The 22,142-nt window shown below is 51.1% G+C and carries 19 protein-coding genes, 2 pseudogenes and 2 riboswitches; of the genes and pseudogenes, 6 read left to right on the top strand and 15 right to left on the bottom strand.

Annotated features, from left to right (window positions below):
- Nucleotides 1-220: 220 nt before the first annotated feature.
- Entirely contained in the window at nt 221-1,372 is a 1,152-nt protein-coding gene (locus J3482_RS09595) for an aminotransferase class I/II-fold pyridoxal phosphate-dependent enzyme (RefSeq protein WP_146824148.1), read from the bottom strand.
- Nucleotides 1,373-1,563: 191 nt separating this feature from the next.
- A riboswitch (ZMP/ZTP riboswitch) is annotated at nt 1,564-1,646 on the top strand.
- A gap of 126 nt (nt 1,647-1,772) precedes the next feature.
- Here J3482_RS09595 and J3482_RS09590 point away from each other — a divergent pair.
- The gene (locus tag J3482_RS09590) at nt 1,773-2,645 is read left to right on the top strand and encodes a bifunctional 5,10-methylenetetrahydrofolate dehydrogenase/5,10-methenyltetrahydrofolate cyclohydrolase (protein ID WP_206922324.1); all 873 of its coding nucleotides are present in this window, start codon (nt 1,773-1,775) and stop codon (nt 2,643-2,645) included.
- 82 nt (nt 2,646-2,727) lie between these two features.
- Here the strand turns inward: J3482_RS09590 and J3482_RS09585 are convergent, their stop codons facing one another.
- Entirely contained in the window at nt 2,728-3,309 is a 582-nt protein-coding gene (locus J3482_RS09585) for a hypothetical protein (protein ID WP_206922323.1), read from the bottom strand.
- Nucleotides 3,306-4,478, bottom strand: a complete 1,173-nt coding sequence (locus J3482_RS09580; protein ID WP_146824145.1) for a ParM/StbA family protein — start codon at nt 4,476-4,478, stop codon at nt 3,306-3,308. Before J3482_RS09580 ends, J3482_RS09585 begins: the two co-directional genes overlap by 4 nt.
- Before the next feature lie 592 nt (nt 4,479-5,070).
- Here J3482_RS09580 and J3482_RS09575 point away from each other — a divergent pair.
- Nucleotides 5,071-5,961 (top strand): aminoglycoside phosphotransferase/kinase family protein, encoded by an 891-nt coding sequence (locus J3482_RS09575; protein WP_206916933.1) that lies wholly within the window; start codon nt 5,071-5,073, stop codon nt 5,959-5,961.
- 66 nt (nt 5,962-6,027) lie between these two features.
- Here the strand turns inward: J3482_RS09575 and J3482_RS09570 are convergent, their stop codons facing one another.
- From J3482_RS09570 to J3482_RS09550, 5 genes are all read right to left on the bottom strand, one after another.
- On the bottom strand, nt 6,028-6,801 hold the full coding sequence (locus tag J3482_RS09570; RefSeq protein WP_146824143.1) for an ABC transporter permease: 774 nt from the start codon (nt 6,799-6,801) through the stop codon (nt 6,028-6,030).
- Nucleotides 6,798-7,535, bottom strand: a complete 738-nt coding sequence (locus tag J3482_RS09565; protein ID WP_146824142.1) for an ABC transporter ATP-binding protein — start codon at nt 7,533-7,535, stop codon at nt 6,798-6,800. Before J3482_RS09565 ends, J3482_RS09570 begins: the two co-directional genes overlap by 4 nt.
- 31 nt (nt 7,536-7,566) lie before the next feature.
- Complete coding sequence (locus J3482_RS09560) at nt 7,567-9,285, bottom strand: ATP-binding protein (RefSeq protein ID WP_206922322.1); 1,719 nt, start codon at nt 9,283-9,285, stop codon at nt 7,567-7,569.
- Between the two features lie 126 nt (nt 9,286-9,411).
- On the bottom strand, nt 9,412-10,686 hold the full coding sequence (locus J3482_RS09555; protein WP_188332330.1) for an ammonium transporter: 1,275 nt from the start codon (nt 10,684-10,686) through the stop codon (nt 9,412-9,414).
- 17 nt (nt 10,687-10,703) lie between these two features.
- Entirely contained in the window at nt 10,704-11,054 is a 351-nt protein-coding gene (locus tag J3482_RS09550; RefSeq protein ID WP_146824139.1) for a P-II family nitrogen regulator, read from the bottom strand.
- A 189-nt stretch (nt 11,055-11,243) separates the two neighbouring features.
- A riboswitch (cyclic di-GMP riboswitch) is annotated at nt 11,244-11,340 on the top strand.
- Nucleotides 11,341-11,415: 75 nt separating this feature from the next.
- On the opposite strand from J3482_RS09550, the gene J3482_RS09545 reads away from it, so the two are divergent.
- A complete protein-coding gene (locus J3482_RS09545) occupies nt 11,416-14,319 on the top strand; it encodes an EAL domain-containing protein (protein WP_206922321.1) in 2,904 nt (967 codons plus the stop codon).
- Nucleotides 14,320-14,533: 214 nt separating this feature from the next.
- On the opposite strand, the gene J3482_RS09540 is transcribed toward J3482_RS09545, so the two are convergent.
- The 5 genes from J3482_RS09540 to J3482_RS09520 all read right to left on the bottom strand — a co-directional run bounded on the left by J3482_RS09540 (nt 14,534) and on the right by J3482_RS09520 (nt 16,888).
- Nucleotides 14,534-14,749, bottom strand: a complete 216-nt coding sequence (locus J3482_RS09540; protein WP_031219182.1) for a hypothetical protein — start codon at nt 14,747-14,749, stop codon at nt 14,534-14,536.
- 304 nt (nt 14,750-15,053) lie between these two features.
- Nucleotides 15,054-15,686: a spore coat protein gene (locus tag J3482_RS09535; RefSeq protein WP_206919611.1), complete on the bottom strand. Its 633-nt coding sequence runs from the start codon at nt 15,684-15,686 to the stop codon at nt 15,054-15,056.
- Nucleotides 15,687-15,722: 36 nt separating this feature from the next.
- Nucleotides 15,723-16,016, bottom strand: a complete 294-nt coding sequence (locus J3482_RS09530; protein ID WP_206922320.1) for a hypothetical protein — start codon at nt 16,014-16,016, stop codon at nt 15,723-15,725.
- 64 nt (nt 16,017-16,080) lie between these two features.
- The gene (locus J3482_RS09525; protein WP_021298150.1) at nt 16,081-16,515 is read right to left on the bottom strand and encodes a spore coat protein; all 435 of its coding nucleotides are present in this window, start codon (nt 16,513-16,515) and stop codon (nt 16,081-16,083) included.
- Between the two features lie 112 nt (nt 16,516-16,627).
- Nucleotides 16,628-16,888, bottom strand: coding sequence for a hypothetical protein (locus J3482_RS09520; protein WP_146824135.1), 261 nt, complete (start codon nt 16,886-16,888; stop codon nt 16,628-16,630).
- Nucleotides 16,889-16,927: 39 nt separating this feature from the next.
- Between J3482_RS09520 and J3482_RS21280 the strand changes: the two genes are divergently transcribed.
- Nucleotides 16,928-17,059 carry a hypothetical protein gene (locus tag J3482_RS21280; RefSeq protein WP_268884565.1) on the top strand — a complete coding sequence of 44 codons (132 nt, stop codon included), beginning with the start codon at nt 16,928-16,930 and terminating at the stop codon, nt 17,057-17,059.
- Nucleotides 17,060-17,552: 493 nt separating this feature from the next.
- On the opposite strand, the gene J3482_RS09515 is transcribed toward J3482_RS21280, so the two are convergent.
- Nucleotides 17,553-17,726 (bottom strand): hypothetical protein, encoded by a 174-nt coding sequence (locus J3482_RS09515; protein WP_188332329.1) that lies wholly within the window; start codon nt 17,724-17,726, stop codon nt 17,553-17,555.
- A 146-nt stretch (nt 17,727-17,872) separates the two neighbouring features.
- Here J3482_RS09515 and J3482_RS09510 point away from each other — a divergent pair.
- Together J3482_RS09510 and tnpC are read left to right on the top strand one after the other, a co-directional pair.
- Nucleotides 17,873-18,685, top strand: a pseudogene (locus tag J3482_RS09510) (IS3 family transposase); the annotation flags it as partial.
- Nucleotides 18,686-18,751: 66 nt separating this feature from the next.
- Nucleotides 18,752-20,044 (top strand): annotated as a pseudogene (gene tnpC, locus J3482_RS09505) (IS66 family transposase); the annotation flags it as partial.
- 1,301 nt (nt 20,045-21,345) lie between these two features.
- Here the strand turns inward: tnpC and istA are convergent.
- Entirely contained in the window at nt 21,346-22,047 is a 702-nt protein-coding gene (istA, locus tag J3482_RS09500) for an IS21 family transposase (RefSeq protein WP_236018092.1), read from the bottom strand.
- Nucleotides 22,048-22,142: the final 95 nt, after the last annotated feature.

The following is a 22,142-nucleotide window of genomic DNA, read 5'->3' as shown; positions in this document are numbered from 1 at the left end:
ACTGCGTTACGACGTATCGATAAATGCGGATGCCCAGTAGGATAATGGCAATCAGAATGAAAATGGCCGCACCTGCATACGTGCGGGATTTTCTTGTATTGTTACGCATCGTCTCGCCCCCTCTGGCATAGCTTGGCTCGCAGAAGAGGCAATCATGCACGGACACCCTTGCACCCCGTGCCACGGGGCACACGCGAAAGCCCAAAAGCCCGGTTAATCGCTACAGCGCCTCCACAAAATGCCCTATTCGTTCAAGCGCTTCGCGTAGCTTGTCAGGCTCACAGGCGTACGACAAACGCACGTACCCTTCCCCCAACACTCCAAAAGCGTCACCTGGTATCACTGCCACGTTCGCTTCCTGTAACAAGTCTCTAGCGAATTGTTGGGACGACTTCCCGCTCGCTGAGATGTCTGGAAATGCATAAAACGCGCCTTGGGGCTCTACAATCTGAAGCCCCATCCGACGCAGGCTCGCTACAACCATATCGCGATTCTGCCGATATTGTTCTCGCATTGGCTTGGCGTCGTGGCGCCCCTCCTCCATAGCGGCAAGCGCCGCATACTGGCTTATGGAGGAGGCGCAGGTAATGCTGTATTGCAGCAGTTTGACCATTTCTGCGGTGATTTCCGCAGGGGCAAACGTAAAACCGATACGCCACCCAGTCATACTGTGCGACTTTGACAGCCCATGAATCACAATACAGCGATGCCGCATATCAGGGAACGTCGCCAAACTCACGTGCTGCTCTGCAAAATGTAACTCACTATAGATTTCATCCAGAATGACATACAAATTCGTCGGCCGAAGGGCGCCGGCCAACTCCGACAATTCCTCCCGCGTGTACGCCACGCCCGTTGGATTGGCCGGCGACGCCAACACAATCGCCTTCGTGCGTTCATTCACGTGCGCCTTGAGCGATGCGGGCGTCACCTTAAACCCATCCTTTCGCGTGTCAATCGACACAGGATTTGCGCCCGCCAAACGCACGACCGGTTCATAACCAGGGTACGCGGGGCCAGGAATCAATACTTCGTCACCCGGCTGCAGCAGCGTGCGCAAACTAATATCTAGCGCGTGGGTGGCACCCGCCGTCACGAGAATTTCCGTCTCAGGCTGGTATTCGAGCTGAAATTTATCGCTGTAATACGTGGCTACAGCTTGTCGTAGCGCAGGCAAGCCACGATTCGGCGTATAAGTCGTACGCCCATCCTCGATGGCAACCGCTGCGGCCCGCCTCACGTGCTCTGGGGTCGGCCAGTGCGGTTGGCCTATGGTCAGCGAGATGGCTTCCGGATAGTTTGCAACCAAGTCCGTAAATTTACGAATCCCGGAGATTTGTAGTTCGCGCGTGATTGGGTTCAGTTTGGACATCGGGCACTCCTCGTCTTCCTGCCTACTAGGGCGTATCTGAATATAGGCAGTATAGCACCGAGCGCTAGGAACGGGCTGGCTAGCAACGAAGTGCGAGGCATTGAACTCCCCCACCCTAGACTTGTCGATAGTCCTATTTCTTGATATATTCAACTGTGGATATTTTTTGAGCGCATCACAATACAACCTATGCACAGCTGTGTGACTGGCGGTAAACGTGGAGCACCACGAGGAAGCACAGCTGAGAAAATTGTCGACCGCCTGGGCATATTACCCAGGTGGTCGTTTGCATTTTTTCGCGCATTCCATGACATCCATGGTGCATGGATGGTTGCGCAATGGATTGCAAGTAGACATGTGGATTCTCGCGTAGGCAAACGGAGAGGGCTGAACAGGACACATGACGACTCGTTTAGAGGGAAAACCAGTGGCAAACGCACTGAAACACGAATTGGTCGCAGCAGTCGCACGATGGCAGTCGCAAGGGGTATCCCCCCGGATGGTCACCCTGCTCGTCGGCGACGACAAAGCGTCCCACGTGTATGCCATGCAAAAGGCAAGGGCCGCCCTTCGCCTCGGTATTCAGTTTGAAATCGTCCAACTACCGGGAGACACCCCAGAAACAGATGTGGCAAGACGTGTGGAAACGTTCAGTCGAGATCAGAACGTGCATGGGATTATGATAGAGTTGCCACTTCCGCAAGGAATGGATAGTCAGCGAATCATCAGCACCATCCACGCACTCAAAGATGTCGACGGCATGTCTCCTTGCCATTCGTTTGCAAAACCATCCCCGGACGCAGCACTCTATCCGGCAACGCCACTGGCCTGCATCCGTCTACTCAAGCACTATGGGTATCCACTGCGTGGGCGCGACGTTACGGTCGTCGGCTGCGGCCAGACTGTCGGCCTCCCCCTCATTCACCTATTAATCGCGGAAGGTGCAACCGTCGTCGCCTGCCACGAGTATACCCAGAACGTCCGCGCCCACTTGCAGCGCAGCGACTACGCATTTGTCGCAGTCGGCAAAGCCGGCCTGATTACCCCTGATATGGTGCACGGCGGTTTAGTTGTGGTTGACGTCGGCATCTCACAAGGTGCGAACGGCGAAGTCGCAGGTGATCTCCACCCACAAGCCGCACCGCTGACCCGTGCATACACACCAACACCCGGCGGTGTTGGCGCCGTGACCACCTTGCAAATCTTTGCCAACCTCCTGCATGCTATGGACATGCAACAAGCCTCTGGTATGCTAACCGTCCCATCTCCGTAAACGCACATCCCGAAAAACAAACAGGGCTGTCGCAGCACATCGTGCACCAACAGCCCCGTTTATCTGAATGAGTTGTATCAAGTCAACGCGAACTACTCGTCGCGACCCAAGCGCGCCGTTGTTGGCGCAACAACGCAATCGGATCTAGCTTCGGCGCAACATCTGGCTTCTTCTCGACCTGGACCTGCGACTTTGGCTGCACATCCGCAACCGATGGATGCGGCGTCTCCACTCGCTTCGTGGCCTCAGCGACCGGTGGCGCCTCCATCTCGACGGTCGTCCTCGTGACCGCCGAAGACGTGGCCGTGACAGGCGGCACGGAAGAAGGCGATACGGAAGGAACCGCATCATCGCGAACCTCTGCATCGCGAACTGCTTCCTCCACTACCTCGGCAGGCTTCTTCACCTCGCCGACATTTGCCGTAGGTATGGGTTCCACTGTGGATGCAGCGGGTTGTTGCACGGTCGCGGTCGCCTGCGATTGTTGAAGTGACGCGACATGCTTCCCAATAATCTGCAGAACCTCGTAGCTGAAATCCCCGTTCATCTTCAGTTCCGTAAGGAATTCACACACCTCCGGCGGCGTGTCAGACGCGATATAGACGTGAAACAAATCGCCATGTTTTAGTGCTTTCTTCCGCGTCCTTCTAGGCCTGCTTGTCAAACGGTCTCATCTCCTGCCGCGACTTCCGCGCCGAGTTGCACCCCGGTTTCCATGGCCGATTCTAGAGAGCGGAAGGTGCCCCGCAGATTGCGCAACTGACTATGCTCCTGCACGTCAAAGCGCAGCGGACGCCCTTGTCGTTCCACGTCCTTGATATAGCTCGCCAAAATCGTCGCACCGCCGCCAATAAACAGGAATTCCTCTGCTTCCGGCGCCTCGGCCCATGCGTCGAGAACCCTGTCTAACACGTCCCGCGCCAACTCCGTCAGATACAAATTCGCAATATCCCCAATGTTGCCCTTCACAAGGCCCTGCCACTTCACCTCAAAATCCTTATTGACAAGGCGTTCAATCACGTTGACATCGCTTTTAATCAGATCCTGCCCCATCTGCGCGTTAAAATCCTTGCGAATGCGCGTGATAATATCGTTCAAATTAATCCGAAATCCAGTCGACGTATAATCGTCGAGTTGCAGACCCGGCTTGAAAAACGCGATATCCAAGTCAATCCCGCCAAGATCAGCCACCCCGAACGACTTCTCGAGCAGCGTGCTCTTGGGTTCGCTGGCGAGATCAATAATGCCGGACACGTTATCGACGTTGATGCCGTCCGGCAGCGAAATCTGAATTTCCACTTCGACACCCTCATACTGCGGCGTCGAGCGAAACGCGACCATATGTACACCGCGCGTGAGCTTGTCCGAAAAAGCTTGTGCCTCGCTGACCTCGGCAATTGGCAACCCAATTCCCAATTTCACCTGCGCGCGGATGCGACGCACACCGTTCGCAATGTCCGCCTTGTGCTTCGTTGCGATGGCATATGCGAGCGCGCCAAGCGTCGTAATCATCGTCTCTGGGCGCTGTGACTTCATCTGCGCCGCCTTGTGACCGATAATTGCCTGCGCGCGCGGATGGCGCGAAGCCAGAACACCAATTTGAAAATGTCGTCCAAACCCTTCCGGGATAGAAGGTGACACAATTTCCAAATCGAGGTTATCAATCGGATCCCCCTGATTGAGAATCACTTTCCGCTTCTGATCTGATTGAACCGTCACATTGGGAAACATGAACGTCTGATTGATGTTGTCGTAGGCCGCCTTGACAAAACTATTTCCATTGTCCACTGCCACGGTAATATTCGTATTCAAAAGCGTTGGGTCTTTACCCATGTAATTCATTCCTTCCGATTTCGTAGGGCTTCAACCTCGATTATATTTTTGATTCTCACAAATCGTCAACGCAATAACTAGTTTTATAGTTGATACATTCATGCGTGATCTAGTTTCTGAATGAACGAATGAAGTACTTTATGCATTGACGAGTGAATGAATTAATTACATTCATCCGTAAACTAGTTAACTACTTTAGTTAAGTGTCAAAAACCCAATTACTCCAAGGCTTCCATGGTTTTTTACTCACCTCTAAAACCCTTGCCCACCTGGTTCAATCTCTCCCCCTGAGCGAATGCGGAGGAACATATCGGACCGTCTTTGGACACCCATGCAAAAAATTCAAGGCAGGCATCCTCCGCTCGACATGGAAACTCGTTCCCATGTCATTGCATGTGCCAAAGTTCACCTCATCCGGGCCGATTTAAAGTACAATTGAATCGCAACTTGTGAATCGCAACTTGTGAATCGCAACTTGCAAAATGAATCCTGAATGGACTTAAGGCCTTATGATAGTAAGCAATCAAAAGAAGGACGAATCCAGCGGTGGAGGAGCGAGCCACCCAGCGCAACGAACAAAGGAGAGATACCCATGCCAGACCACCCAAACGCGCGCTACAGCGTCCCCGAAAATTTTGTCGAACTCTCGCAACAACATCCTGGGCAAGCAAATGTTGTTCGCGTCGGATGGTGGAGAGGGCATCGTGTGGCCATACGCACGGCCAGGCAACAGGATGGGAGTTTAAACGAGTTCTACATAGGCGTTCGAGCGCTTTTCGGGCTGCATTTGCAAGTACCCTATCATTACCGAAACATGTATGCTGCGCTTCGCGTACACAGCCAGCTCGACATTCCCAAACTCTATTCGCTCTTCCCATATCGTCCGACTGCTTACCAACCGACGCATGCGTTCGTCGATGGGCGCGCCGCCACAACCTTTGACGAATTGAGCATCAGCGGCGCGAAAGCCTACGGGCGACACCTTGCTGCCATTCACTGTGTACGAGTATCCAGTGCTGGGATGGTCGGAACCCCCATTTCACCGACGCGATTTCATCAGCGCCTGGCGAACACCATCGAAAGCTTTGCCCGCAACCAAACGTTTGAAATGGATGACAAAACACGACAGATAGCCTTCGATACCGCGCAAGCACTTGCTGAACTACCACCCTTGGCGACAGCATTCGCGCCTATCATGCTCGACCAAGACCCGACACAATATTTCATTCGTGAGGGTCATTTCACACACCTGATAGACCTCGACTTTTACGTTTATGGGCCCCCGGAGCAGGAACTTATCGCGCTGGAAGCACAATGGCCTGAGCAATTAGCCGGCGCCTTTGTGGACGGCTATCGCGCCATTCGCGCCTTTCCAACCTTGAAACGGGTGCGCCCTCACTACCGGATACTCAATCGACTCCTGTGCCTCCAAGGCCGTCTTCCCTATGCCACATGGCACGACCGTCCGACATTATTCCCCTGACGGCCAATTTGAGCAGATTGGAGTACGCCGCACGCTGGCTCTGCACAACACCCTACCCAGGCCACCTTAGCGCCGACCGCTTTGCACGCCCTCTTCATAGACCAACTGCTCGTAGTGATTAAACAAGCGGGGGTATGCCAGAAAGCCAAGCAAAATGCTTGCAATAGCTGACCCGGCCAGGATGCAGAACAGAATCATCAACTGATAGCGCACAGCCTGCACAGGACTGGCACCCGCGATAATGAGGCCACTCATCGTGCCCGGCAATTGAACCAGCCCTGTCGTTTTCGTCGAGTCGATAGTCGGAATGAGCCCCGCGCGGATGGCTTGTTTCAAATGTGGATAAATCGCTTGGCGCGGGCTACCCCCTAACGCCAACACCGTTTCGATTTCGCTCTGTTTGTTCGCCACTTCACCCTGCAGGCGGTTGAGTAGCACACCGGACGCGACCATCGCGTTCCCCACAATCATTCCACTCAGCGAAATCACGTATCGGGGTTGAAACGGGATGATGTGCAACCCCAGTAGTAGCGCCTGCGTGACCACCTCTGTCACTAGCAAACTGAGGCCAATTCGCCAACCGATGCCCGAAATGTGCCTCGCACGCGAACGCGCATTCCAGGTGGCTACGCAAACAATCAACGCAATCATAGCCAGGATAAACAAGACGTTATGCGCCTGGAAGACAAATTTGAGAATATAGCCGACAATCACCAGTTGAATCGTGGCGCGAACCGCAGCAATGACAACATCCCGCTGCACACCCAAGCGAAGCCATATCGAAAGACCAACGCTGATAGCTACAAAGACAAGGGTGAACGACAACGTGGCAAAGCTCACTCCACCCCATCCCCCTCTCGCATCGTCGCGAGGAACCGTTGCGCCGGTGCGGACTGCGGTTGCTCGAAAAACGCTGCCGCATCATCACGCACCTCAACCAGTTCCCCGGCGTCCATAAAGAAGATGATGTCGGCGATGCGACGGGCTTGGGCGAGATCGTGTGTCACCCACAACATCGACGTCCCCCGCGATTCGTGTAACGACAAAATCGTACGTTCAACTTCGAGTTTAGCGTGTACATCCAAGGCAGACGTCACCTCGTCAAGCAGTAGAATGTCAGGTTGCATGGCCAACGTGCGACCAAGCGCCACCCGCTGCTTCTGTCCACCAGACAAATCCTCCGCACGCTTGTCCAAAAGTGACGAATTTAGACCCACATCCTCTAACAGCCCGGCTGGATTGGACAGTGACAATCCATGCAAGTGGAGACCAAAGCTCAGATTGTCAGCAACCGTGCCCGGGAACATCGTCGGCGACTGAAACACCATAGCCACCTTCTGGCGCAGCTTGCGCACCGGCCATGTTCGAACCTCGCGCCCCTCCACGAAGACCTCCCCGCTCGTCGGCGTGCGCATTAAATTACACAAGGACAATAGAGTGCTCTTCCCCGAGCCGGATGGGCCAATCAACGCGACAATTCGCCCCTTCGGCACCCTGCCGTCGACCTTTCGAAGCAGTGTATCTCCACCCACGCAAAGCGAAACATTCGCAAATTCGATGGCGTGCATGTCCATTGCTATCCCAGCTCCCTCACATAGCCCGCACTTACACAGGTTGCAACGCATCGGTTGACACGGGCAGAACGACCGAAACGGTCGTTCCCCGTCCGACCGTGCTTTCCACTATCATCCTGCCCCCGTGACTTTCCACAATTCGTTGGCTCACCATGAGGCCCAGTCCAGTCCCTCGTTCCTTCGTTGAGTAAAACGGCTCACCAAGCCGTTTCATCCGCTCTTTCGGGATGCCAACGCCATTATCCACCACCCGAATGGCGACCTCCTGCCCACATCCCTCCACACGAACCTCCACGTGTCCACCCTCAGGCACCGCTTCGACCGCATTCTTCACAAGGTTGACCAGAACCTGCTTCATTTGATTCGCCTCACACCGTATAGGTAAAACATCTTCATCAAATTGATAAACCAGCACAACGTTTTTCAAAATCGCTTGCGTCTGCAAGAGTTGAACAACATCTTGAACGAGCGGCTCTAGAGAATTCACCTTGTAGGTCGCGACCTGCGGCTTTGCCAACAGAAGAAACTCGCTGACGATGACATTAATGTGATTTAACTCTTCGCGCACAATCGCCAAATAGTGTTCCTGTACATCTGGCGGGACCGTTTGCAAAATCTCAATAAAGCCACTAATAGCCGTCAGTGGATTACGAATCTCGTGTGCGACACCCGCAGCCAATTCCCCAACAATGGAGAGTTTTTCAGTGCGACGTATCAGTTCTTCTGTCTGCCTGCGGTCCGTGACATCCTGAATCACGCCAACCAATCGCGTCGCATCTCCCGAACGGTTATAGACCACCTCCGCGACACTATGAACAAACCGCTCCACACCATCTGCCCGGATAATTCGGTACTCGACGTCCAACGTTCCCCGCTCGACGGCCTGATGAATCGCTTGTCCCACAAGTTCCCGATCCTCCTCATGGATATAGGACATCATATCGAACTGGTGCCCATCGAATGCGGCCGCATCCACGGCGAACAGCTCCATCATCTCCGGAGACCAAGTACGCATGTCGTGCAAAAGATCCCACTCCCAACTCGCAACCTGGGCCAACCGCTGCGCGTGACGCAAACGCCGCTCCGTGTTTCTTAGCGCCATCTCCGACTGCTGCCGCCTCGCCAAGTACGTGACGAGTGTCAGGACTACCACGCCGCCCAACAAGCCAACCACCACAAAAAAGGGGACAAAGATACCTCGAACTTTTCGCCCCAGCGCGCTATCCACTTGGTTGTGTACCTGCATCACTTGCGATTGAAGGTGGTCAACCGATTGTTGAAAGCGCTCAATCTGCGTAGCCCCTGTCGCAAGCTCCTTCTGCATGACGGGTCTCCCTAACTGCTTACGCAAAATCTGTGGACGTCCAAACTGTGACAGCCACTGGTTTCCTTGCGAAATGGTCGTCTCCATTTTGCGGTTCATGTCGTCTGGGAACTTGCATTGGTGCAACGCATCTGCAATGTCCGCATAACGTTTAGCATCGGCTTCAAACGACGCTAGATCAGATGCATCACCCGTGAGGACATACTCGCGTTGCGACGTCTCCGCATCAATGAGGGAAATCTTCAATTCGTCGAGTTGTTGGTCTATATGTAAATAATTTCTCATACTGTCTAAGGCGCTCTGCGTATTGATTTGAAAGAGCACCGCACTGGCAATAATCAGCGCTAGAAATACGCCCATAATGCAGAGTCCGAATCTCCATATTGTCTGTTCTGCTCTAACCCAATGGGCCGCCTTCAACTGCATTTGACATTCCCCTTTACAGCAATCAAACAAAAGGACTTACGACGACCCAATACAGACAGAAGGAGACGATGGAACCACCGTCTCCTGCCTTTCACCACGACCACCTTGGCTATTATATCGGAAAATCTAGAATTCGGTTGACGTCTCTTGTTTCCCAAGTTCCACCCCGGCAGCGTCGCTCAACGATAACGGAGATCCGTCACTAAAGCGTTCCAACTCATTGTAAGCAGGGATACCATGCGCCACAATATCCAGACCTTCATCTTCTTCCGCGGACCCGACACGAATTCCAACCGTCTTCTTGAGCACCCAACCAACAGATGTCGCACAGATAAGTGCCCAGGCCACCACAACAAGCACGCCTAGCAGTTGCACAGCAAACAGATGGATATGCCCTGTCGTAAACAGCCCAGACGACCTATCAAACAACCCGACACCCAGCGTCCCAAAAACCCCGCCAAAGCCGTGTACCGCAACGGCGCCGACGGGATCATCAATATGCAACGCATCTATCCAGCCTGTCGCGAGGATGACTAAAATACCCGCAAAAAAACCTAGAATCATGGCTGCATAGGACCCTATATACGCACAACCTGCCGTCACGGCGACCAATCCACAGAGTGATCCGTTAATCGTCATGCTGGGATCAGCCACCCGGAACTTGTATATACTAAAGAGAATAGCCGACATTCCACCTGCCGCAGCGGCTAAAAACGTATTGAGTGCAATCGGGGCGAGTTCCCCATTCGTGGCGCTCAGTGTACTCCCCGCATTAAATCCAAACCAGCCAAACCACAAAATGAATGCGCCGCATGACGCGAGTGGAACATTGCTCGGAGCAAAGACATTGACGCTACCATCCCGATTAAAACGATGTTTTCTTGGTCCGACTAGGTAAGCCAACATCAGCGCCATAAAACCGCCCATGGCGTGAATCGCTGCAGACCCCGCAAAATCCTCCATCCCAAGCCTGGCAAGCCAACCGCCCTGTCCCCATATCCAGTGTGCTGAAATAGGATACGCCAGACCGCAGGTGAGACAAACCGTTAAGATATACGCGGAAAAACGGAACCGCTCGGCAACGGCACCTGAGATAATCGATACCACGGCAATCGCAAACCCAATTTGAAATAATATGAAGGCCTCCGGCGATAACTCCGGCGGACCGAGTATTCGACCAAATCCGACAATATGCCATTGGTCGCCGCCAAACAGCAAATGCGCCCCGATAAGATAAAATGCCAGTGCGCCAAACGTCAAATCCACAAAAATTTTCATCGTCACGTTGACTGCATTTTTGGTCCTGACTAGTCCCGCTTCTAGCAGACTAAAGCCGCCCTCCATAAACAGCACAAGTGCCGCTGTAAGGACCACCCAAACGGTGTTCAGGGCGTTCTCCATAAGCAAAATCGCTCCCCTTAGCGGTTCAATTCATCTATCGTTTCATCAACGACACCTGTCCGTATGTTGTATGCTTCCAAAACCTCGTAGACGAAGATCTTGCCATCTCCGGTCTCACCCGTCTGCGCGGAATCGATAATAGTTTGAATCGTTCGCTGCAAATAGATATCGGATACCACGATTTCCAGTTTAATCTTCGGATGCAAATTAATATTGTACATATGCCCGCGGTAAACCCCCTGCGCATTGCGCTCCTGTCCCCTGCCTTGCACTGGGATAACAGTAAATCCGTTAACCCCCATGTTTCTCAGAGCCTTTATCACGGCTTGAAGTTTTTCAGGGCGGATAACCGCATCTATCCGTTTCACACACATCGCTCCTTTCTGCAAATTGTACAAGGAATCGCTTGGCTGTCTAGTGACGCTAAGGCGATTCATTCGATGAAATACGTATCCAAAAATGGATTCTTTCAGAGATGGCTTGTTGTACTTTTACTTCGTAAGAAATATACCAAACTACCAAACAGGACACTGTTGAATCGTGTCGAATTGATTTCACAACGAAAAAGGCAAACCTTCGGAAACGAAGTGACGCAAAGCTACAGGGGCTACCTCTACAGATTTCGGTCTGCAGATATGCCAGCCAGCTACCGTGACCGGACAAACGACACCCGTATCACGGGTGTCGTTTTTTTATGATACCGACAGAATACATTGAGGGGGCGCCAACGTGAAAACCAGGACGTGGTTCAATCGGAAAGCTCCAGGACATGCGCAGGGCCTGGAGATTCTGAGCATTGGCAGGTGGGAATATCACGTCTCTACAAGAGAAGTTCGTTGCTCACCTGAAGTGTACCAAATTTTCGGTCTGACCTCGAATACCGAATCCCTACGCCCAAAGATGCTTGTCGAGTGGATTCACCCCGCTGACCGGGAAATCATTAAAACGTACTGGCGACAAGTCCTTCAAGACAAACTGCAAAGCCGCAGCTTTACGTACCGCATTAATGGGCTACAGAACCAATCGCGCTATGTACACGGCACGGCTGAGTGTATATACGACGAAAACGGCACACTGACGCGCGTTGAAGGTACCCTACGCGATGTCACAAGGATGGTCATGCAGCACAATCTGTTTGTGCTCAAAAACGAACTCCACGCCCTCGAAAATTTCGAGGCTGACCCACTTGTGATTCTCGACAAGCACCTAAACGTTGCAAAGTGGAACCAAGCATCACAAGCACTATTCGGTTGGAGCGAAAAAGAATTACTCTTGCATCAGCCGGTTCATCTTCGCATGGAGAACAAAGAGGCGATGTATGACCTCTATCAAACTGCGCTACGGCACGGTGGAACAATTTGTTTTGACAGCGATTACATAAAACGGGACGGAACCACGTTCACGGCCACCGTTTGCCTATTTTCACTGCATAACGAGTTGGGCGAAATCATCGGCGTAGCGGAGCATTACCAACCGCTCATCCATACCAACACGACAGAGCACACGAGTGTTCAGAGCGAGGCGCATCTCCATGCACTGACACGTCACTCCTCGGACGTATTCCTGACGCTAACACGTGACATGCGCATTTCATACGTCAGTAATGCTATCGAAAACGTGCTCGGCCATCGTGCCATCGACGTCGCTCAAACCAATTTTTTAATACTCGTACACCCAAACGACAGGCAGCTGTGTGAAGAAGCCATTCAAAACCTATCAAATGGGAAACAAAATAAAGTCAAAATCGAACTGCAAATTCAGAATAAGGACGGCATATGGCGCATTTGCGATGCGACGTTCCACAACTTGCACAAAGGAAAGCGTATCGATGGATATATCGTAAATTTCCACGACATCACAGAAAACAAGCAAACTCAGGAGCTCATGAACTACATTGCCGATCACGACTGGTTGACCGACCTGCCCAACCGACGCGCGTTTGAAGAACAGTTATCGGCCATGATTGGACTCGCAGCAAAACGCGAACACCCGTTCGCTGTGTTAACCATGAATCTGAATAAATTCAAGTATATCAACGACACACTTGGGCATTCAATAGGGGACAAGTTAATTCAAACAATCTCTCAAGACATCCGCATGTGTGTTCCATCAGAGTGCATCATCGCGAGAATTGGTGCAGACGAGTTTGCCATTCTCGTCCCGGGTGCCGAAAATCCGGAACACGTATACCACCTGGCTGACCAATTGCTCCGTCTATTTGAACGAGAGATTCGGATTGACCAGTATGCAGTATACGTCTCAGCCGGAATTGGCATCAGCTTTTATCCAATCGACGGAACCGATACTGAAACGCTGATGCAACACGCCGATATCGCCTTACACCATGCAAAAGACGTAGGGCACAGTGCAATGCAAGTGTATTCCACAAACCTGACGGCTGGCGCGTATAAGCAGTTTTCCTTAGCAAACGACTTTCGCACGGCACTGCGAAACAATGACTTCGTTTTACACTATCAACCGCGCATTGACGCCATCACCGGGCGCATCATTGCTGCTGAAGCATTGATTCGGTGGGATCACGAAGACTGGGGACTCGTCTCCCCCGGCGAATTCATCCAAATTGCCGAGGACAACGGACTCATTGTCCCGCTCGGCGACTGGGTGATTGAAACCGTCTGTCAGCAACTCCAGAAATGGAGCAATTCCATTGCCAAGGGCATCAAAGTGTCGGTCAACGTGTCCGCAAAACAGTTTCTTGTTCCAAATTTCGTCCAATCAGTTCGCAAAGCCTTGGCAAAATACAATGTACCTGCGCCGCAACTAGAGTTTGAGATTACGGAAACGACCATTATGCCGAATGAACCATCAGTAGTGAAAGCCTTTGAACAACTGCGTACGATGGGCATTGCGATTTTCTTCGACGACTTTGGGACGGGCTACTCATCTCTCAGCTGGCTGCACCGCTATGAATTGGATGGCATTAAGCTAGATAGGTCGTTCGTGTCACACGTCCCTGACCACTGGGCACCTACACAAATTGTAAGCTCAGTGATTCAACTCGCACACAGCCTAGGACTGACAGTGGTCGCGGAAGGCGTAGAGACCATTCAGCAACTCGACTTTTTAAAACAGGTAAAATGTGAGCAAATTCAAGGATTCCTCTTCAGCAAACCCGTTCCAGCCCAGCAATTTGAAGAGCTCCTGCGCACGGGTGTGTTGACACCGAATCCAGTCCATCAGACGAGCCCAGCACCCGTTGAAAACCGTCGCAAACACTTCCGAGTGACCCCGCCTCACCCGATGGTTGCCATGGTCACCATCGCCGCGGTCAACTCACGGCGGTTGTCCCTGGGATACACAGACATTTTACTCATGGACATCGGGCCGGGCGGCCTACGGTTTGTCTCGAATCTCCGATTCCCTGCAAACCATGGCGTCGTCCTGCACTTCAAACTGACCTTATTCAAACGTACCATTGAATTGGAGGGCGCCATTGTCTGGTCTGAAGAAATGGCAGACAATTTGCTTCAATACGGAGTCGAATTCTCATTGCGTGAAGCTGAACGCAAAAAGCTCTTCACCCTGTTGAATGACTTTGCGATACAAGTCCAGGCCGGAAAATATGACGGTGAATGGTTTACTGGTCCGCTCGACACGTTCTTCCAATCATAACTGTGAAATGAATGCATCACGCTAATTTGTGAAGATGATACAGTCCTTTGGGCTCAATACGAACGAAGTCAGACTACAAGGAGTGACCAGAGGATGTTTGCGATTCCGGGGGTTCTAAAAAACGTTGCGGAACCGAGCACAACCTATGTACATCGCCCGGACTAACAGGCGGACCACCCAGACGGACCGCCTGTTTCCTTTTCAAAACCAGACTTTACTCATCCGCTTCGTGGCTAAAGTGTTTCTTCACGCTCTCGACCGAGTCACCTTCGATGACGTACTCGGCATCTGGCGTCGTAAATTTGATGAGACGTTTATCCACATCAAACGTCGTATCCCCCAAGTGAATTTCGTACGTGTCCCCCGCGTCTGTGGTGATAATCAACTCTCCCCATTGCTTCAACTGTTCATGTACAGATTCCATTTTCACACGTATCACCTCGTCCAAAATTATGCCCCGTTTGTTGGACTCCAACACGCCACCCGCCACACGAGAAAAGTGACAAAGCACATACAACGGAATATCTATGTATTGAATGTACGCCGAATCCAAACGCTATAATGTCAAAAGAAAGTATAAAACGTCGAGCGACGACCGACTGGACGCACCCGCTATAGAGAAGTGGGAAGAGTCTCTACACGGAAAATCCCCCGGACACTCACGTTGCGGATAGCTAGAAGGCCACGCTCCACATTGCGGGTCCGCCCAGTGATAGGCCCTCACTCGCCAGACGTTAAGCGACTTCCACTTGAGCGATGATAGCCAATAAGAGCTGTAGGAGAACTTGAATGTTAAACGAGATTTCTGTACTCGACAGCTGAACCCTGACAGACTGCGAATTCTCCACATGAATGACTTTTCGAGTGCGCTGAATATCGCTCAATTGCGACACGATATCCTCAACAATCGAGTTGGCAGTATTCTCGCCCACCGTCAGACTCAGAATCGTCGCCAACGCAAGCTGCAAAGTCAGCTGGAGATTGAGTGCTGCGGTCAAATCCTGGTTCACAATCTCGACGTCACAAGAGTCCCGTACAATCACGATGAGGCAATTCTCCTCATCCGTGAAAACCGACGTCTCATCCACTTGAACAATTTCGTCGGCTGCCTCGACATTCGGCAACTCAAGCGCAAACTCAGCGTTGTCGCCTTCTGCCCACTCGGGCTCAAAACGCCGTTTATGACGCGTCTCACTCGTCAAATGCGGCTTTGGCAAGTACAGGCCAGGAGTTTTGTTGATATCGTAATCGTAGCCAAACGACAGGCGGCTATGACGCCGCTTGCGCATCGTTTGAGCCCGTCGGCCAACCTTTTTCACGACCAATTTGCCGTGCTGCTTTCGTAACTTTCTCTTGCGTGAACTCATTGTGCTCCCCTCCGGATCACGCCACTTGTGCCCGGTTCACTCGACTGGCGTATCGCCGCCGCGACGACGCGGCCAAACCAGTCGTTTGCGAACCCTGTTCCGCTGCGGCGCCTCTTCTTCCTCATCCTTCTCCTGCGTAACATGATCAGCGACAATGATTCCATGCTCTGCAAATACGCGACTCGCCTCGGCCTGAGCGGTCTCCAGCAACTGCACAAGGCGATGGACCTTGCCAGTCGCTTCTCCCTCACCGCGCTGAACCTGATTAAACAGCCCGTTCAGATTTGGCGAAGTGCCTGTTTTGTTTTGTTCATCACCCGCTGTACCCATCTTGCTCCCCCTTCAAGCAACGGCCGCCCCATGTTGGGGCGGCAAATTTACCGTCCTGTGGAACTTAGAGGATTTCCAACTTCGCAATGATAGCCAAGAGAACCTGAAGCAGGATTTGAATATTGACGCTTGCTTCAGCCGCCGTCGTAGTTACGGTGATTCCACGAGAGTTCTCAACCACTGTCTTTTGGTGGATATCTTGCCGCGTGCGAATCCGTTGCAAAAGGTCCTGTGTGATGCTGTCTGCCTGTTGACCATCGGCGATAGAGATGTTGATAATCAATGCAATCGCCAATTGAATAGCGACCTGCAGGTTGACGGCTGCCTGAATGTCCGTCGTTGTCACCGTTACATCACAAGAGTCCTTGATGTAAATGTGTTCGTCATTACTCTGTACCGTCTTAATGGATTCCGTCGCGGATTGACTTACGCCACCACGTGGCGCGCATGGATGCTCAGCACTTGGGTCTAATGCGGACCATTTCTTCTCACTTGACAACTCACTCACTCCTTACGTTTGATACCACACGGTATTACACGAAAGACTATTTTGTATGGGGCATTCCCCCAGAAGCACACCTATTTTTGGACGTTCCGGTGCAAGGAACGCGTTATCTGCGCCGGCGAGGGTTCGCCGCGTCGGTCGCCTCAGACGGAGCATGCAAATCCTTAGGTACCTGTGTCGTCTTCACAGCCTGTTGCTTCATGAACTCGTCAACTTGCGCCTGCAGATCTTTGACTAGTTCCCGGATTTTCTGCTTTTGCTCATCGGAAATTTGCCGGGTATTCTCGCGACGGATGCCATGTTTCGACAGCACATCAGAAATCAGCAACTCGCCGATCCCCTTTGTCACCTCGTTCATGTCACTCACCAAATGACCCTCCTTCGGCCAAGAGATATGTGGCACTGTATGCGAAAGCGCCCGCAGATTCTCACGTCATTCGCCCGCATCGCCTGCGACAGGCACCAATTGGATGAAATGGTCGGCGTTGAACATGTTAAATCGACAGAGGAATCTGCGACGCAACGCGGAATCTTCTGACACTACATGGGGAATCGAACAGCTGCGCGCGAAGTCAACAAGGGTACAGGTACTACATGCATCTCACCGGTCGCTATCAACATCGATGCCGATCACCCAGAGGAATTCGCAAATATAGCATACGGGATTCGTATGGCCCATCGAGGATGGCTGAAGAAGACAGACGTGCTGAACACACTGCCTTACGCGTCTCTGAAAAAATCAATTCAGTCAACATCCGGAACACCCCCCGTATCCTTTACAGATACAAAATCGTTTAACGAGCCCCGAGCGTACAGTTAACCTCTTATAGAACAGGGGACAACGCACTTTAACCGGTCACCATCGGCATCCCAGTAGACCATGTCATAGCCCACCAAGCAACGAGGTGTACCATCGAACACGAACCCAGCGTACGATTCCTTTTCACCTCTTTTGTTCAGTACAATGATTGCCTGCGCGCCATAGCTACGACCAGTTTACCTGATCCTAGCAGCGTCCATCATGACAAACTTCAGCCGTAGTTATCGCCGACGATGTCTTTCATCAACGTAATCACCGTCTCTCCGTCATACACGTGGACGCTTGTTGTTGCCACAGCACAGTATCCAGAAACTGATGGTGTAAGTTGACCAAGATTCGACGGTTTGTTGTCCGTGTCGAGATATTGGAAAGTGAAAGAAGCCACCTTCACCTTCCATCCCAAGCCGTACTTCTACAAGTTGATGCTGATAATACGAAGCGTTGCGCATCGTAAGCCCCGACCGGAAATAAGGTACCAGTTCATTCACGAACACCGCTTCGAGTTTTCGGTTCAGAGGATGTGCAAAGCTTCGGGTGTATCGAAGCGGCTACTATACCTGGCTGAAACGTTCAGAGAGCGAACGTAAAAAACGAAGGCAAAAAATCACAAAGCGCATTCATGAAATCTTTCTGTCCTCGCGGCGTTTGTACGCGAGCCCAAAGGTTCCGCAGGTGCTGCGTAATGAAGGATTTCGGGTGGGCCAGAAGACGGTTGCACACATTATGCGTGAGTGTGGTCTGAGAAGCCGTACAGTGCGTAAATACAAGGCAACGACGAACTCGAAGCACAGTCATCCGGTGCACGATAACGTCCTGAATCAGACGTTTCAGGCACAGCGCCCGAATCAGGTCTGGATGACAGATATTACATATGTCTGGACCGAGGAGGGCTGGTTGTATGTGGCCAGCGTCATGGACTTGTACACACGTAAAATCGTCGGATGGAAAGCAGGTTCGAGGATGACCAAGGAACTCGTCATAGATGCTTTGGAGCAAGCGTATCAACGCGAAAAGCCCGCAGCCGGCCTGCTACATCATTCAGATCGGGGAAGCCAGTATGCGTCCAGGGAGTACCAGGATAAGCTGAAAGAGTACCAGATGATTGGCAGCATGAGTCGCAAGGGCTGTTGTTATGATAACGCCTGTATTGAGTCGTTCCACAGCGTGATCAAGCGGGAACTGATTCATTTACAGAAATATCGCACGCGTGCAAAGGCGAAACGAGACATCTGGGAGTACATTGAACGCTGGTACAATCGACGACGGATTCATTCGTCCATTGGGTATAAAACGCCAGTGCAGGCACAGGACGCGTATCACGCGCTGAACCAGATTACTGCATAGGCATGAAAGCGGATCTGAATATTTAAACATTCTCTGTTTGGGGTGTCCATCCCCTTGACTTCACTCCTAAAGGACCTGCCCGTGGAGCGAATGGAGTATCGCTTACCCGAAGAGGAGCAGGTGTGTTCCTGCTGTGGTGGCGCCATGCATGAAATGAGCTCTGAAACGCGAACTGAGATAAAAATCATTCCGGCTCAGATGAAGGTCATGGAGCATGTTCAATATATCTACGCCTGTCGTCATCGTGAGAAGCATGAAATTGTAACCCCTGTTGTGAAAGCTTCCATGCCACGTCCGGCATTTCCGGGGAGCTTAGCTTCTGCCTCAGCAGTGGCTTACATCATGAGTAAGAAATACGTCGAGGGGATGCCACTCTATCGGCAGGAGCAACAGTTTGAGCGACAAGGCTTTCCGTTATCACGACAAACCATGGCCAATTGGGTCCTAGCCGGTGCAACGACATGGTTGAGTAAAATATACGACCGGATGCACCAGGAACTCTTACAACGGAAGTACTTACACGCAGACGAGACAACGCTGCAGGTACTTCACGAATCCGGCAGAACCGCAGATACGAAGTCCTACATGTGGCTCTACCGCAGTGGACGGGACGGTCCACCCATTGTTTTGTACGACTACCAAGAGACGCGCAGTCGGGAGCATCCAACAAGGTTCCTCCAAGGATTTCACGGATACATCCATGTGGATGGCTACGTAGGGTACGAGGACATTCCGAATGTGACCCTGTCAGAGTGCTGGAGTCATGCCCGAAGGAAATTCGACGAGGCCATCAAGGCCTTACCCGCATCCAAACGGAACACGCCCGTGGCTGCAAGGGAAGGACTGGAATATTGCAATCGTCTCTTCAAAATTGAGCGTGGGTTAAAAGACATAACTCCCGAGAAGCGGTACGAACAGCGCCTCGAGCAAAGTCGTCCAGTCCTGGATGCTTTTTTGCCATGGCTTGAATTCCAGAAGGAAAACACACTCCCAAAGAGTGCCTTGGGAGAGGCAGTGAATTATTGCCTACGCCAATGGGGTAAGCTCACCGTGTTCCTTGAGGATGGCCATCTGGAGATCGATAACAACCGCGGTGAACGTTCCATTAAGCCATTTGTGATCGGGACAAAGAACTTCCTGTTCAGCAATACGCCGCGCGGAGCTAGAGCGAGCACCATCACATACAGTATCGTGGAAACTGCAAAAGAGAATGGACTCGACCCGTTTCAATATCTGTGCTATCTGTTCGAGCAACTACCAAACGTCCCCGACGATGAATCTGACTCGTTGGCCGCGCTGCTGCCTTGGGCTGGGAACTTACCGGACGAAGTGCGACATCCAAGGAGAAAGACTTCATAACACGACAGTATTCCCCGCCGTAGCCGGTGGGGATGTCTGATTATAATGACGATTGACGATGAATAATTCTACGCTCAATGTGTCCTGCGTTTGACACTTACGCGAAAACGCAGGTCGCTAACCAAAAGCTTGCGGAGCCTAGTAAATGTTAAAATGCCCTCAAGGAGGCAGCCAGTAATGCTCGTAAAATTGTTTCATGATTGATAGGTTTTGCACCCTGGGGTGATGAACTTTTCAACTTTACTGCATAAGGATACAAGTCCGGTGCAGAAAGAATAACTCCAATCGCTCGGTGGGTTCAATTACGAAATAACGTACTATTCAAAGGAAATCAGGGACTTTTGGAGAAGATACAAGCGGACTTCCTCTGTCGATATTTCCTGTTTGGTTACTTGAAATCCTCTCGAAGTTGAGGTGAAGACTTTTTATACTTTAAGAAATCCCTCACCCTATAGCAGCTTAGAAATCTTCAAAACGCTCAACCATAAAAGCATTATTGTTGCTGTTGGTTCTTTATAGTAGTACACATGTGTATAATGGATCTTTGTTTGGTTTTGTGGGAGGCTTATTTTAAAATAATTATCTCATAAGGAAGTTGTCTATGAAATTCTTTATAAAGGTCAATTTTGTGAGTTTGTTATACGCTCTTTTGTTCTTTGTGGAATTTGAACTAGTCATCAATGTTTATCGCATAAGTATACTTACACATTTGGAATTAGGTACTGTTAATAACATTATAATCTCTATAGGTATTTTGTTTTTTATAACCTTTACAATCTCAATTTTGATTTTAATAAGAAAATGGATGGGGAATAGAAAGTCTATATTTTGGTCAGTATTGCTTTGGGTACCATACTTAGCCGTTTTTATATGTGTTTTTTCTTATCTTTTACCATTTAAAAATCCAGAGAACGCCCCTAGTTCAGCGGCTGGCTTAATAATTATTGGAATGATAATTGTATATCCAGTTTATATTGCAATGGTGAATTTATTTGGACTGGGACTGCACAAATATTTGTAAGGTATGCGCATTGTATAGGGAGTCTGTGACACGGCTGAGCGGAGCATTGCTGATGAAGATTGACGAGGCGTAGACAACAGATGGTTGTGGCCCGGACACAGAAAATAGTAGGAACTGTGCAAGGGCAAGAGAAGTCTGAGTCAAACAAGAAAGCAACGCCATCAGCCATTGAGTAGGTTGTGAACATTATGCCACACTCCGAAGAGGGGATTTACATAGCATTTGCGACTTGATCGAACTCACAACAACTAATGGACGACTAGATGTATGCGACAACTTCTCATATCCCGAGCTTCTCATTACCTTTCATACGGCTACGATAGGGTTTGCAGGCCTTAGGAACAAACCCGTAATACTTGGCGAAATCCAAATAAGCCGGTTGCCAGTCCACGCGTCCATGTCCGTCGTTGGACAGAACGAGCGGTACACAGTTGTCACTGAGAATGGTCTTTGGCACCCCGTCAAAAAACTCAAGCGCATTCCGCAGCGCTTGTAGGATATGCAGCTGATCTGACGCTTTGATAAACTCCGAATAGAGCATCCAGGAGTAGGATAGAACCATAGCAAAACACCACAGTGTGCGCCGATTCCCCTCGGCGTCGATATATGGGAACGCGCCTAAATCGATTTGGTCCTGCTCACCGGGACCCGTTTCGAACCGCCTCGTTGCCTTGGCAGAAACAACGGGGCGAAGCGGGTGCATAAACTCACGCAAAACCGTGATCCCACCAGTGTATCCCCGCTCCCGAATCTCTCGTAAAATCCTCTCCGCGTTTACGCCAAAACGCATCCGCTGTTCTACATAGGGCTTATAGGATTCCAACTTACTGCCTTTTCGTTTAGTTCCAGATAAAGGATTCTTTCCATCCTCCTGCTCTTGGACTACCTTTCGAATCGTCTTACGGTCATGTCCAGTTCTCCGAGAGAGTTCAGAGATACTCACGCCTTCCTGATACATCCCCATTTTCTTACTCTCCATCATCGTGGCACCTCCCACAACGATGTGAACGGTGCCGTAAATTCGACAAAGGGTGGGGAATTCATCCCGATGATTTTGGGGAATTTAATCCGTTATTT

It is taken from the genome of Alicyclobacillus suci (assembly GCF_017329615.1).
Taxonomy (GTDB): Bacteria; Bacillota; Bacilli; order Alicyclobacillales; family Alicyclobacillaceae; genus Alicyclobacillus; species Alicyclobacillus suci.
The sequence above is the reverse complement of the archived record's forward strand: the minus strand, read 5'-3'. Positions and strand labels throughout refer to the sequence as shown.